The organism is Achromobacter sp. DMS1 (assembly GCF_001270295.1).
This window is the reverse complement of the sequence record NZ_LHSJ01000073.1, coordinates 14,248-27,576: the sequence shown is the minus strand read 5'-3', so window position 1 is coordinate 27,576 and position 13,329 is coordinate 14,248. Positions and strand designations below refer to the sequence as shown.

Below are 13,329 nucleotides of genomic sequence, written 5' to 3'. Positions count from 1 at the left end.
ACGGCTGCTCCGGCAGCCGCTGCCGCGCCTGCCGCCGCGCCGGCGCCCGCGGCTGCGCCCACTCCGGCTCCCGCCCCCTCGGCGCAGACCGCCGCCGTCAACCCGGCGGGCGAGAAGCTGTACAAGAGCACCTGTTTCGCCTGCCACGCCACCGGCGTGGCCAATGCGCCCAAGTTCGGCAGCAAGGCCGACTGGGAGCCCTACATCAAGACGGGCCTCGACGCCATGGTCAAGGTCGCCATGGAAGGCAAACCGCCCATGCCGCCCAAGGGCGGCGCGGCCAACGCCACGGAAGAAGACATCCGCGCGGCCGTGCAGTACATGGTGGACCACGCCAAGTAAGCCAACGGCCCGCGCGCAGGCCGGACATTGCGCGCTCGCCAAGACGAAACGCCCCTTGCGGGGCGTTTCGTCTTGGCGAGCGCGGCGGCGCGGCCTAGCCGGCGGCGCTGGCGGTGAGCGGCATGCCCAGCTGCACGCGGCGCTGCAGCCAGAGGCTGGGACGGTAGCGGGGATCGCCCGTGACGCGCTCCATGTTTTTCAGGATTTCGTAGATGCGCGGGGCGCCGAGCTTGTCGCCCAGCGACAGCGGCCCGACCGGATAGCCCAGGCCCAGGGTGACGGCGCGGTCGATGTCCTCGGGCGTGGCGATCTGCTGCTGGGCGATGTCGCTGGCGATGTTGACGATGGTGGCCACGATGCGCTGCGCCACGAAGCCGGGCGAGTCTTGGATCACGGAGACGGGCACGCCGTCCTTGGCAAACAGGGCGTGCGCCGCGTCGCGCCAGCGCGGCTGCGTGGCGGGCGACACCATGACGGTGCGGCGCTTGGCGCCGGCAAAGGGATGCAGGGTATCGAGGCCCACGGTGCGGGCGGCGTCCAGGCCCTGGGCCGACACGGCGGTGGACACGTCTTCGCCGAACGGTGTCGCCACGATGAGCGCGTCGGCGGGCGGCTGCGCGCCCTCCGCCAGGGCCGCGCCCAGATCCTGCAGCAGTTGGACAGCGCGCGCGCGGCCTTCGGCGTGCTGGGGGCTGACCCAGACCTTCAGGCCCTCGGGCAGCGCCGGCACGGACGGCTCGGGCGGCACCTGCTTCTGGCCGTCGACATAGGCATAGAAGCCTTCGCCGGTCTTGCGGCCGATGAGGCCGCCCGCCAGGCGCACTGTCGTGATGGGAGACGGACGGAAACGCGGCTCGTCGAAGAACTGGCGGTAGATGGATTCCATGACCGGGTGCGACACGTCCAGCGCCGTGAGGTCCAGCAGCTCGAACGGCCCCATGCGGAAGCCGGCCTGCTCGCGCATGATGGCGTCGACCTGGGCGAAGCTGGCGACGGCCTCCTGCGCCACGCGCAGGCCCTCGGTGTTCATGCCCCGCCCCGCGTGGTTGACGATGAAGCCCGGCATGTCCTTGGCGCGCACGGGCGTGTGCCCCATGCGGCGCGCCAGCGCGGCCAGGGTGTCGCCGACTTCGGGCGCGCTGCGCAGGCCGTCGATCACTTCCACCACTTTCATCAGCGGCACGGGATTGAAGAAGTGGTAGCCCGCCACACGCTGCGGACGCTTGCACGCGGCGGCAATGGCGGTGATGGAAAGCGAAGAGGTGTTGGACGCAAGAATGCAATCGTCAGAAACCACGCCCTCCAGGGCGGCGAAGAGATCCCGCTTGACGTCCAGGCGCTCGACGATGGCCTCGATCACGACCTGGCATTGGGCCATGTCGGACAGGGCCGTGGCCGACTCCACCCGCTCCAGCGAAGCGCGCGCATCGGCCTGCGCCATCTTGCCCTTCTGGACCAGCTTTTCCCAGGTGCCGCGCAGCGACTCGCGCGCGGCGGCGATGGCCTCGGCGCTAGTGTCGTACAGGCGCACGCGCAATCCGGCCTGCGCCGCGATCTGCGCGATGCCGCGCCCCATGGCTCCGGCGCCCACGACGCCGATGGTTTGAATCTCCGTCATCAACTATCTCCTGCCTGTATTGTGAAACGACAACCGCGCCGCGCGGCGGACGGCGTCAGCCGCCCGACTGCGCCAACGCCTGGATTTCTTCCTGGGACAGGCCCAGCCGTTCGGACAGCACCTGGGCCGTGTGCTCGCCCAGCATGGGCGGCGCGCGGCGGTATTCCACCGGGCTGTCCGAGAACTTGAGCGGGCTGGCCGCCATGGGCACCACGCCGGCCGCCGGGTGCGGCAGCTCGCGCTTCATGCCGCGCGCCAGCACCTGCGGGTCTTCGTAGACCTGGTCCAGCGTATTGATGGGGCCGGCCGGCACGCCCACCGCCTCCAGCGCCGCCAGCCAGTGGTCGCGCTCGCCCGTGGCCATGCGCTCGGCCAGCAGCGGCACCAGCTCCTCGCGATTCTTCACGCGCTGCGGGTTGGTGGAAAAGCGCGGGTCGGCCGCCAGCTCGGGCAGCCCGATCGCGCCGCAGTAGTTGCGGAACTGGCTGTCGTTGCCCACCGCCACGATGAGGTGGCCGTCGCTGGCGGCGAACACCTGGTAGGGCACGAGGTTCTGGTGCGCATTGCCGGCGCGCCTGGGCGCCTTGCCCGAGGTCATGTAGTTGAGGTTCTGGTTGGCCATCATGGCCACCTGGCAATCGAGCAGCGCCATGTCAATGTGCTGGCCCAGCCCGCTGCGGCCGCGCTCGTGCAGCGCGGCCAGGATGCCCACGGTGGAGTACATGCCGGTCATCAGGTCGGCCACCGCCACGCCGGCCTTCTGCGGGCCGCCGCCGGGCAGGTCGTCGCGCTCGCCCGTGATGCTCATCAGCCCGCCCATGCCCTGGATCATGAAGTCGTAGCCGGGACGGCTCGCGTAGGGGCCGGTCTGGCCGAAGCCCGTGATGGAGCAATAGATGAGGCGCGGATTGACCTGCCTGAGGCTTTCGTAGTCCAGGCCGTACTTGGCCAGGCCGCCCACCTTGAAGTTCTCGACCAGGATGTCGCTCTGCTCGGCCAGGGCGCGCACCAGTTCGGCGCCGCGCGGCGACGCGATGTCCAGGGCCACGGAGAGCTTGTTGCGGTTGGCCGAGAGGTAATAGGCGGCCTCGCTGGTGTCGTTGCCCGCGGCGTCCTTGAGGTAGGGAGGCCCCCATGCGCGGGTGTCGTCGCCGCTGCCGGGACGTTCGATCTTGATGACCTCGGCGCCGAGGTCGGCGAGGTTCTGGGTGCACCAGGGGCCGGCCAGCACGCGGGTCAGGTCCAGCACGCGGATGCCGGTGAGAGGAGCGGGACGTTGCGACATGGGTATTTTTCGCCAGGGAATGGATGAATACGGATGACGTCCGGCTCGCGGCATGCGCCAGCCGGGGAATCTCGACCATGCCGGCGGCGCGGGCCGCCGGCGCCGTGCGGCCGGGGACGCGCCCCGGACCCGCGGAACCAGACAGGATATTAGCCTTTCGGGCGCGCGCGGCGCGCGCCTGTCCGGAGGCCGGACTCTCAGGAATTCGCCTTGATCGTCTCGCGCGCGATCACCAGTTGCTGGATCTGCGAGGTGCCCTCGAAGATGCGGAACAGGCGCACGTCGCGATAGAAGCGCTCCACCGCGTATTCCGACATGTAGCCCGCGCCCCCGTGGATCTGCACCGCGCGGTCGGCCACGCGGCCCACCATCTCGGTGGCGAAGAGCTTGCAGCAGGCGGCCTGCAGGGTGGTGTTCTCGCCGCGGTCGCGCATGCGGGCGGCGTCCAGCACCATGCAGCGCGCCGCGTACAGCTCGGCCTGGCTGTCGGCGATCATGGCCTGGATGAGCTGGAACTCGGAAATCGGCTGGCCGAACTGCTTGCGTTCGGTGGCGTACTTGACCGCGTCGCGCAGCAGCCGGTCGGCGATGCCCACGCACAGCGCCGAAATATGCAGCCGGCCCTTGTCCAGCACGCGCATCGCGGTGCGAAACCCGTTGCCTTCCTCGCCGCCCAGCAGGGCCGAGGCCGGCACGCGGCAGTTGTCGAACACCACGTCGCTGGTCAGCGCGCCGGCCTGACCCATTTTCTTGTCGGGCTTGCCGATGGACAGGCCGGGCGTGCCGGCCTCGACCAGGAAACACGAAATGGAACCGGCCTTGCGCTCGGGCGCCGTGCGCGCCATGACGGAGAACAGGCCGGCGATGGGCGCGTTGGTGATGAAGCGCTTGGTGCCGTTGAGCACGTAGTGATCGCCGTCGCGCTCGGCGCTCACGCGCAGCGACATGGCGTCGGAGCCCGCGTCGGGCTCGGTGAGCGCGAAGGAGCCGATGAGCTCGCCGCTGGCCAGCCTGGGCAGGTAGCGCTGGCGCTGCTCGTCGGTGCCGGCCAGCACGATGGCCTGCGAGCCGATGCCGATGTTGGTGCCGGCCAGCGAGCGGAAGGCGGGCGAGGTCTGGCCCAGCTCGAACACCACGCGCACCTCTTCTTCCATATTGAGTCCCAGGCCGCCGTACTCGGGGGCGATGGACAGGCCGAACAGTCCCAGCTCGCGCATTTCATTGACGATGTCGGGCGGAATCTCGCCGCTGGCGGCCAGCGCGTCTTCGGCGGGAATGAGGCGTTCGTGCACAAAGCGGCGCACGGCGTCCAGCAGCAGGTTCAGGGTTTCGGTATCCAGGGCCATGGCGGGTTCTCCAGGTATGTCTCGAATATGTCGGAAAAGATTGCGCGACGGCGCGCTCAGGCGCGCATGCCGTTCACGACCAGATCGAAATAGCCGGCGGCGATCTGCTCGGCGCTGTCGCCCTGGCCGGGCTTGTACCAGCGCACCATCCAATTCAGCAGCGACAGCACGGCGCGTCCGGTTGCGGCGACGTCCAGGGCGCGGAAGCTGCCGTCGTCCACGCCCTGCGCGATGATCTCGCGCAGGCGCTTTTCGTAGTCGTCGCGCAGGCGCGCGGCGTCTTCGCGCTCGGGCAGCGCCATGCCCGAATAGCCGATCAGCATGGTCACGAACTCGGCGTGGTGCGCCTCGAAGTAGCCCGCGTGCGCCAGCATGAAGGCGCGCAGCCGCTGCGCTGCGCCCTGCGCGCGCGCCACTTCCTGGCCCACCGCCTGGACCAGGCCGCCGAGCACGGACAGGATGATGGCGTCGTAAATGTCCTGCTTGGTGGTGAAGTAGTGATAGATCGCGGCCTTGGACACGCCCAGCGCAGCGGCCAGGTCGGACACCGAGCTGCCGTCGTAGCCGCTCCTGGCGAACAGGCGCGCGGCCTCTTCGAGGATGCGCTCGCGGGGCGCGGCCAGGGTGGGCGGACGGCCGGCGCGGGCGCGTTTGGGGGAAGCGGCGGTGACGATGTCCATGGGATTTCGGGGCAGGCAGCCCCCGGCCCGCCGGGAGCGCGCGGCTCCATTGACAGGGATTTGGGGCATGCCGTTAAATAAGGATTAATTAATTACCGGACGGTCGGTAGGTAATTATAGGCATGGTGCCGGCGCGCGCTCAAGTCCTGCGTTCGGGCCCGTCGCTCGGGCCCGGCTTCGCGCCGCGCATCCGCCCCGCTTGCTCCGACCCCACCACGCTGCTCCAGAAGCCATGCCCCACTCCCTCGTGACCGAGCTGTACGGCCAGATGACGCTGCCTGTCATCAGTTCCCCGATGTTCATCGTGTCCAACCCCAAGCTGGTGCTGGAGCAATGCACCAGCGGCATCGTGGGCGCTTTCCCGGCGCTCAATGCGCGCCCCCAATCGCTGCTGACCGACTGGCTGGACGAGATCCAGGCCGGGCTGGCCTCCTACCGCGAGGCCAACCCCGGCGCCCGCGTGGCGCCCTACGCCGTCAACCAGATCATCCATCAGTCCAACGACCGGCTCGAGCAGGATCTCTCGGTCTGCGCCAGCCACCGCGTGCCGCTCATCATCACCAGCCTGCGGGCGCCCGGCGACCTGGTCAAGGGCATCCACGAGTGGGGCGGCAAGGTCTTTCACGACGTCACCACGCTGCGCCATGCCGAAAAGGCCCTGGAAGCCGGCGTGGACGGGCTGATCCTGGTGTGCGCGGGCGCGGGCGGCCATGCCGGCACCCTCAGCCCCTTCGCCCTGGTGTCCGAAGTACGGCGCTTCTACGACGGCCCGCTGGTGCTCTCGGGCGCGATCACGCGGGGCGAGCACATCCTGGCGGCCCAGGCGATGGGCGCGGACTTCGCCTATATGGGCACGCGCTTCATCGCCAGCGCCGAAGCCAATGCCAGCGAAGGCTACAAGCAGGCCATCGTCCAGGCCAGCGCCTCGGACATTCTCTATACGCCGTTTTTCACCGGCATTCCGGGCAACTACCTGAAATCCAGCATCGTGGCCGCCGGGCTGGACCCGGCCAACCTGCCCGAGCCGGACCGCGGCGCCTCCAATTTCGGCTCCACCCGCGTCAAGCCGTGGAAAGACATCTGGGGCGCGGGCCAGGGCGTGGGCGGCATCGCCAGCGTGGCGCCCACCCGCGAAATCGTGGCCACCCTGCGCCATGAATACGCCCAGGCCCGCGCCCGCCTGTCCGAAGGGAGCTTCGCATGAGCCCGCCGGACCGCCCCGCGGGCGGCCACCGGAACGCGCCGCTCGAGGACACGCCCGCCAGCCTGCTGGCGCAGCGCGAGGGTTCGGTCGTCACGCTGACGATCAACCGTCCCGACCGCCGCAACGCGCTGGACGCGGCCACCTATGGCGCGCTGTCGGAACGGATCGCCCAGGCCTCGGCCGACGCCTCGGTCAGCGCGGTGATTCTCACCGGCGCCGGCGAGCACTTCACGGCCGGCAACGACCTGCGCGATTTCCAGTCCGGGCGGGGCCCGGGCGACAGCGCCGGCCTGGCGTTCCTGCGCGTGCTCTCGACGTGCGAGGCGCCCGTCATCGCTGCGGTGGAAGGCTACGCCATCGGCATCGGGGTCACGCTGCTGCAGCACTGCGATTTCGTGCATATCGGCGACGCCGCCACGCTGCGCATGCCCTTCGTGGCGCTGGGGCTGTGCCCCGAAGGCGCGTCCAGCCTGCTCATGCCCCGGCTCGCCGGCGCNCCGGGCGGCGAGGGCCGGGCCCTGTTCGCCCAGGTCCCAGAACAGCCCGGCCATGACGGCCAGTCCTTCGCGCGCGACGCTGGCCAGCAGGTGTTCGTCCGGGCCGTGCTGGCAACAGGCCGGATAGGAATGCGGCACCCACACGGTGGGCAGGCCCAGCACTTCCGAGAATGCATCGTTGGGCACGGTGCCGCCCAGGTTGGGCAGCAGGGCGGGCGCCTTGCCGGTCGTGCGCGCCAGCGATTCCAGGGCCCAGCGCGCCCAGGGGTCGTCCGGGTCCAGGCGCGTGGCGGGCGTGCCCCTGCGCACTGAAACCTGCACGCATTGCAGGCCGTGCGCGTCCAGATGGCGGCGCAGGATGCCCGCGGCGCCGCGCCAGTCCGTGCCCACCACGAAGCGCAGGTTGCAGGTGGCGCAGGCGCGCGGCGGAATCGCGCCCACCGGGTTGTCGGGGTTGCCGGTTTTGTAGGCCAGCACTTCCAGCGTGTTCCAGGCAAAGAGGCGCTCGGCCACGGTCAGCCCCGGCTCGCCCCAGCCGGGGTCCAGCTCGGGGGCGTCCTCGTCCCGGCCCACCTCGATGGTGGACAGCGCCTCGCGCACGGCGGGCGGCACGGGAGGCGGCCGCAATCCTTCGACCAGCAGGCGGCCGCGCGCGTCCACCAGGGCGGCCAGCGCATGGGCCAGCAGCAGGCCCGGGTTGGGCAGTACCCCGCCCCAGTTGCCGGAATGGTGCGCGTGTTCGCGCAGGTCCACGGTCAGGTCGAACAGCAGCGTGCCGCGCGAGCCCAGGAACAGCGTGGGCCGTTCGGCGGCCAGGCGCGGCCCGTCGGAAGCGATGAACACGTCGGCCGCCAGCTCCTGTTTCCATAGGCGGTAGGCGTCGTGCAGGCCCGGCGAACCGACTTCCTCGCCGCATTCCACCAGCATGCGCGCGTTGAAGCCCAGGCGGCCGCCGCGTTCGGCCAGCACCTGTTCCAGGGCATTTACGTTGATGCAGTACTGTCCCTTGTTGTCGGCCGTGCCCCGTCCGTACCAGCGGTCGCCTTCGGCGGTGAGCCGCCACGGGCCCTGGCCGGTGCGCCACTGTTCGTCGTAGCCGCGCACCACGTCGCCATGGGCATAGAGCAGCACGGTGGGCAGGGCGGGATCTTCCACCCGGTGGGCCAGCAGGAAGGGCGGGCCGTCCGCGGCCGGGTTTTCGGCGATGCGGCAGGCGAAGCCCAGCCGTTCGAGGCGCGGCGCCACGGCTTCGCGCAGATAGGCATACAGCGTGGGGCGCTGGGCGGGGTTCTGGCTTTCGCTGCGGTAAGCCACCAGGCCGGCCAATTCGCGCTGCAAGGCGCCGCCATCGGCCTGCGCGACGGCGCGGGCGATGGCGGCCTCGCGGGTGGCGCTCGAAACTGCTGCTGACACGGTTTTCCCATCCCGGCGCGTCGTGGCGCGCCGTTTTCGTTGGCAATGGCGAAAAATTCTAGGAGCGCGCGTCCTTTCTCGACAATTAGAATAATTGTTCATTGCTTTGCCTTTTCGGCAAGGATCTCTTTTCCCGGAGCCGCGCATGCACGGCATCGCCCTGAAGTATTTCGTGGAAGTGGCCGACGCCGGCAGCCTGAGCGCGGCCTCGGCGCGGCTGCACGTGGCCGTGTCCGCCATCAGCCGCCAGATCGCCAAGCTGGAGGAAGAGGCGGGCGCGCCGCTGTTCGAGCGCGCGGCGCGCGGCATGGTGCTGAGCGAGGCGGGCCGCCTGTTGCTGGCGCATGCGCGCCGTTCGCTGCTGGAATCCGAATCGGTGCTGCGCCAGATCGCCGGGCTGAAAGGTTCGCCGCGCAACGAGATACGGGTGGCCTCGTCCGAAGGGCCGGCGCAGGGCTTTCTGCCCCAGGCCATGGCCGAATTCCACGCCGAATGGCCCTGGGTGCGTTTCGACCTCCACGTGGCCTCGCCGCTCGAAGCCACGCGGCGCGTGGCGAGCGGCGAGGCCGAACTGGCCGTGACCTTCAATATGGAGCGCGGCCAGGGCGTGACCGTGCGGCATTCCCGCCGCGCGCCCGTCTATGCGGTCATGCGCGCCGGCCATCCCCTGGCCTCGCGCGCCAGCCTGGACTTATCGGAGCTGGGCGGCTATCCGCTGGCGCTGACCGGCGCGGCCACCACCACCCGTCGCCTGTTCGAGCTGGGCTGCGCCCTGGATTCGGTGACGTTGGAACCGGCCCTGACCACGAATTACTCGGGCGCCTGCATGCGTTCGTGCGGCGGTCCGACGCCATCATGCTGAGCGGCCATGTATCGGTGGCGTGGCGACTGGCGGAAGAAGAACTCGCCGCCGTGCCGATCGCCAATGCGGAGCTGCAGTCGCGCACGCTGCAGATCCAGGTGATGCAGGGCCGCCTGCTGCCGGCCGAGGCCGAGGCTTTCGCGGCGCTGCTGGCGCGGCGGCTGGACGAGCTGTAGGCCCGGCGGAAAAAAAAAGACGCCGCGGGCCGGCGGCGTCTTTTCGGGGGGGGGCGGGGGGCCGCCTTACTTCTGGCCGGCAGGCTTGACCGACATCGCCAGCGTGTACTGGTCGCGGCGGCCTTCGTAGGTGATGCCCTTGCGGAAGGCCCAGATGCTGCTTTCGAAGTGCAGCGGGATCAGCGGCACGTTGTCCAGGGCGATCCGGGTGGATTCCTGCAGCAGTTTTTCACGCTTGGGCGCGTCCACGGTGACGATGGCCTGCTTGTAGACCTTGTCGAAATCGGCGTTGGAGAAGCCGCCGTAGTTGCTGGTGCCCAGGCTGTTGGGCGAATCCAGCGAGGCGACCCACAGCTGGAACAGCGCCGAGGCTTCGCCCGTTTCCGCCGGCCAGCCGCCGATGGAGAAGCTGAACTCGCGCTTGGCGCGCTTGGGGAAGTAGATGGAGGCGGTCATCGCGTCCACGTTGGCCTTGATGCCGATGCGCGAGAGATACTGCGCCACCGCCTGGGCGACCTGGCCGTCGTTGACGTAGCGGTCGTTGGTGGTGGAGATGGTGAGCTCGAAACCGTTGGGATAGCCGGCTTCGGCCAGCAGCTTCTTGGCGCCTTCGGGGTCGTACTTGATCTCGGGAGCCTTGGGCAGCGCGCCGAACATGCCGTCGGGCATGTACTGGTAGGCCGGGGTGGCCATGCCGTCCATGATGCGGGCGGTGATGGCCTTGCGGTCGATGGCCATGGAAATGGCCTTGCGTACGCGCAGGTCTTGCAGCGGGTTCTTGCCGTCGGCGCTCTTGACGAACGGGCTCGGGTTGCGGGCCACGTCGGGCTGGAAGAAGATCAGGCGGGTGGACGGCGTGGCCACGTAGCCGAACTTGGGATTGTCCTTCAGGCGCGTGAGGTCGCGCGCGGCCGGGTTCTCGATCATGTCGAAGTCGCCCGACAGCAGGCCGGTCAGGCGCGGGCCCGCGGCCGGCACCGGCACGAACTTCACTTCCTTCCAGTAGGGTTTGGGGCCCCAGTAGTTCTCATTGCGCACCAGCTCGATGCCTGTGCCCTTCACGTAGGACTTGAGCAGGTAGGGGCCCGTGCCGATGGCGTCCTTGCCGTTGTTGAAGTCGGCCACGGTGGGCCAGGGGCCGGTCACGCCGCAGCCCTTTTTCGGATCGAAGGTCAGCTTGCCGTGCTCGACGATGCCATTCCAGATGATGGGCAGCGAGCGCGCCATTTCGGCGGGCATGAGCGGGAAGGGCTGGGCCGTCTTGACGATGACGGTGTGGGGATCCGGCGTCTGCACATCGGTGATGCGCTTGGTCATGTCCATGTACGACTGCGACACGTTGGTTTCGTTGTTCAGCGTGCGGCAGATGGTGAACAGCACGTCCTCGGACGTGAAGGGCTTGCCGTTGGAGAACTTGACGTCGTCGCGCAGCTTGAATTCCCAGGTCAGGTCGTCCAGGTTCTTCCAGGACGTGGCCAGGGCGGGCACCAGCTTCATGTCGGCGTCGCGGCCCACCAGCGAGCTGTAGACGTGCGCGGAAAACGCGTCGTTCTGCGTCATCTTGTGATAGTGGGGGTCGGCCGAGGTGGGCTCGGAAGACAGGCCGATCTTCAGCGTCTGGGCCTGCGAGGCCAGGGGCAGGGCGGCCAGGCCGGCGCTGGCGGCCGCGAGGGCCAGGGTGGTGCGCAACTTCATGGTGACAACTCCGGAGGGAAAACGGACCGGGTCGTGCGCGGCGCCTGCCTGGCGGCCGGCCGCGTGCGGACGGCGCGGGGGCAGGGGCGGACGCCGGGCGCGACGGCAAGGGGCCGATTATCGGTAGGGGGTTCGGAAGCTGTCAATGCGCCGCAGGCGCAAGGGGCGCTAGGGAAAACGCCTAGGATGCCGCCGGAAGGCGGACGGGGAAGGCGCGTCGCGGGGGCCTGGCCAAAGCAGGCCGGCGCGGCGCGGATCGCGCCCGCAGAGGGGTCGGCAGCCGCACCGGCACGGCGGGCGCGGGGAAGACGCGGGCGCCGCTACGGTGTTGCGCCCGGCAGGCTGCGCGGCGGTCGGGACGCGGCGGGCCTGCCGGGCGCGGCAGCGATTACCACTGGGAGCCGGAGAAGCGGGCGCTGGCGGCGCGGGCGCGGTTCATCGACTCGTTCACTTCGTCGATGAAATCGAAGAAGCTGCCGATGGCGCCGGCGACGGCGTGGCCGGCCTTCTTCAGGCTGGTCAGGGGGTGGGCGTTCGGTTGGCGTTCGAGGGCGCCGCGCAGCAGGTCGCGCTCCAGCGCGTCGGTCAGGCGGGCGTTGTGGTTCAGGGTCAGTTCGCTCATGGTTCTCTCCAGTCCGTTTCGTCTTGGGGTAAACCATTATAGGGATAACCCTAATGAAAAGGCAATCGAATTTCCTGCCGCAGGAGAAGAATGTTGTAAATAGGGTTTACCCTAGTGTTTCTGATTGCGCAATGCGCGGGCCGCGTCGGCCAGTTCGCCGGCCGTAAGGCCGATGGGGCCGATGCCGCGCGCCACCAGCGCGTCGGCGGCGGCGCCATGCAGCCATACCGCGCCCGGCACCGCCTGCTCCAGCGGCAGGCCCTGGGCGATCAGCGAGCCCAGCATGCCCGCCAATACGTCCCCCGTTCCGGCGGTCGCCAGGCCGGGGTTGCCGCTGGCATTGACCTGGCAGCGGCCGTCGGGCGCGCACACAATGGTGCCCGCGCCCTTGAGCACCACCCATGCGCCGTAGCGGGCGGAGAGTTCGCGGGCCGCGGCCGGGCGGTCGGCCTGGACGTGGGNCGCGCCCCCCGGCCGCTTAGGGCGGGCGCGCCCCCGGGACCGCATCCGCCGGATCGCCTATACAATGCCCCCGCTTTACCGGAGTCGCCATGTCATCGCCTGAATCCGCGCCGCGTCCGCGCCCCTTCCTGCTTGCCTGTCCGGACCTGGCCGCCGAGCGCCAGGGCAATACCGGCACGCCGGGTGTATGGCACTTCGACTCGGGCGTCGCGGGCCGGCGCGTCATGCTCACCGCCCTCGTCCACGGCAACGAGCTGTGCGGCGCCTGGGCGCTCAAGGCGGCGCTGCAGGCGGGGCTGCGGCCGCGCCGGGGCTCGCTGACCCTGGCGTTCTGCAACCTGGCCGCGTTCGACCGCTTCGATCCCGCCAATTACGCGCCGTCGCGCTTCGTGGACGAAGACATGAACCGCGTCTGGAGCGAAGACAAGCTGTCGCGGCCCGACACCCAGGAACGCCGCCGCGCCGCCGAGCTGCGCCCCTGGGTGGAGCGGGCCGACTGGCTCATGGACTTCCATTCGATGAGCAACTCCGACGTGCCGCTGCAGCTCACCGGGCTGGAGCCGCGCAATATCGCACTGGCGCGCTCGCTGGGCAACCCGGCCTACGTCATCGCCGACGCCGGCCACGCCGCGGGCGTGCGCATGCGCGACTATGGCCGGTTCGGCGAGACGGGCGATAATGGCACGCGCTCGCTGCTCATCGAGTGCGGCTTTCATGGCGCGCCCGAGGCGCGCGACGTGGCGCTGGACCAGCTGGCGCGCTTCCTGTGCGCGGCAGGCACGCTGGACCGCACCGACCTGCCGGCCGCCTGGTTCGCGCCCGACGCGCCCGCGCAGCGCGCGCTGCGCGTCACGGAGGCCATCGCGGCCCGGAGCGCCGATTTCCGTTTCGCGCAGCCCTGGAAGGGGCTCGAAACCCTGCCCCGCGCCGGCACGCTGATCGGCTGGTCCGAAGGCGAGCCCGTCGTCACGCCCTACGACGACTGCGTGCTCATCATGCCCTCCACCGCCAATCTGCGGCCGGGCGTGACCGTGGTCCGGCTGGCCCGGCCTATCGCCTGACCCCGCCAGCGCGCGGCCTGCCCGCCTCTCCCGGAAACGAAACCATCATGCCCAGCAAGGAACTCA

Annotated in this window: 12 protein-coding genes and 2 pseudogenes; 6 read left to right on the top strand and 8 right to left on the bottom strand. The window is 69.8% G+C overall.

Translation table 11 applies throughout. The annotated features are described in order from the left end of the window. Positions 1 to 342 (top strand): c-type cytochrome (locus AD428_RS10760; protein ID WP_160318571.1); only part of this gene is annotated, 342 nt, incomplete at its 5' end. A 94-nt stretch (positions 343 to 436) separates the two neighbouring features. Here AD428_RS10760 and AD428_RS10755 read toward each other — a convergent pair. The 4 genes from AD428_RS10755 to AD428_RS10740 form a co-directional block, all read right to left on the bottom strand. Further along, complete coding sequence (locus AD428_RS10755; protein WP_053245166.1) at positions 437 to 1,960, bottom strand: 3-hydroxyacyl-CoA dehydrogenase; 1,524 nt, start codon at positions 1,958 to 1,960, stop codon at positions 437 to 439. 55 nt (positions 1,961 to 2,015) lie between these two features. Further along, positions 2,016 to 3,245 carry a CaiB/BaiF CoA transferase family protein gene (locus AD428_RS10750; RefSeq protein ID WP_053245165.1) on the bottom strand — a complete coding sequence of 410 codons (1,230 nt, stop codon included), beginning with the start codon at positions 3,243 to 3,245 and terminating at the stop codon, positions 2,016 to 2,018. 197 nt (positions 3,246 to 3,442) lie between these two features. Next, positions 3,443 to 4,591, bottom strand: coding sequence for an acyl-CoA dehydrogenase family protein (locus AD428_RS10745; RefSeq protein WP_053245164.1), 1,149 nt, complete (start codon positions 4,589 to 4,591; stop codon positions 3,443 to 3,445). A gap of 56 nt (positions 4,592 to 4,647) precedes the next feature. After that, entirely contained in the window at positions 4,648 to 5,271 is a 624-nt protein-coding gene (locus AD428_RS10740) for a TetR/AcrR family transcriptional regulator (protein WP_152968045.1), read from the bottom strand. 232 nt (positions 5,272 to 5,503) lie between these two features. Here AD428_RS10740 and AD428_RS10735 point away from each other — a divergent pair, with 232 nt between their 5' ends. Next, complete coding sequence (locus AD428_RS10735; protein ID WP_053245163.1) at positions 5,504 to 6,475, top strand: NAD(P)H-dependent flavin oxidoreductase; 972 nt, start codon at positions 5,504 to 5,506, stop codon at positions 6,473 to 6,475. After that, a pseudogene (locus AD428_RS10730) lies at positions 6,472 to 6,971 on the top strand (enoyl-CoA hydratase-related protein); the annotation flags it as partial. The gene AD428_RS10735 and the pseudogene AD428_RS10730, both read left to right, overlap by 4 nt. 1 nt (position 6,972) lies before the next feature. Here AD428_RS10730 and AD428_RS24830 read toward each other — a convergent pair. Further along, positions 6,973 to 8,385: M20 family metallopeptidase (locus AD428_RS24830; protein WP_235489797.1), on the bottom strand; the 1,413-nt coding region annotated here is incomplete at its 3' end. Positions 8,386 to 8,530: 145 nt separating this feature from the next. On the opposite strand from AD428_RS24830, the gene AD428_RS10715 reads away from it, so the two are divergent. Together AD428_RS10715 and AD428_RS29450 are read left to right on the top strand one after the other, a co-directional pair. Then, a complete protein-coding gene (locus AD428_RS10715) occupies positions 8,531 to 9,247 on the top strand; it encodes a LysR family transcriptional regulator (RefSeq protein WP_369798740.1) in 717 nt (238 codons plus the stop codon). Beyond that, on the top strand, positions 9,241 to 9,423 hold the full coding sequence (locus AD428_RS29450; protein ID WP_369798739.1) for a hypothetical protein: 183 nt from the start codon (positions 9,241 to 9,243) through the stop codon (positions 9,421 to 9,423). The genes AD428_RS10715 and AD428_RS29450 overlap by 7 nt, the downstream gene beginning before the upstream one ends. A gap of 66 nt (positions 9,424 to 9,489) precedes the next feature. On the opposite strand, the gene AD428_RS10710 is transcribed toward AD428_RS29450, so the two are convergent. From AD428_RS10710 to AD428_RS10700, 3 genes and pseudogenes are all read right to left on the bottom strand, one after another. After that, positions 9,490 to 11,118, bottom strand: coding sequence for an ABC transporter substrate-binding protein (locus AD428_RS10710; protein WP_053245160.1), 1,629 nt, complete (start codon positions 11,116 to 11,118; stop codon positions 9,490 to 9,492). Between the two features lie 388 nt (positions 11,119 to 11,506). Further along, positions 11,507 to 11,740 (bottom strand): hypothetical protein, encoded by a 234-nt coding sequence (locus AD428_RS10705; RefSeq protein ID WP_053245159.1) that lies wholly within the window; start codon positions 11,738 to 11,740, stop codon positions 11,507 to 11,509. Positions 11,741 to 11,851: 111 nt separating this feature from the next. Further along, a pseudogene (locus AD428_RS10700) lies at positions 11,852 to 12,201 on the bottom strand (ADP-dependent NAD(P)H-hydrate dehydratase); the annotation flags it as partial. Between the two features lie 90 nt (positions 12,202 to 12,291). On the opposite strand from AD428_RS10700, the gene AD428_RS10695 reads away from it, so the two are divergent. Beyond that, positions 12,292 to 13,263 (top strand): succinylglutamate desuccinylase/aspartoacylase domain-containing protein, encoded by a 972-nt coding sequence (locus AD428_RS10695; protein WP_053245158.1) that lies wholly within the window; start codon positions 12,292 to 12,294, stop codon positions 13,261 to 13,263. Positions 13,264 to 13,329 lie beyond the last annotated feature (66 nt).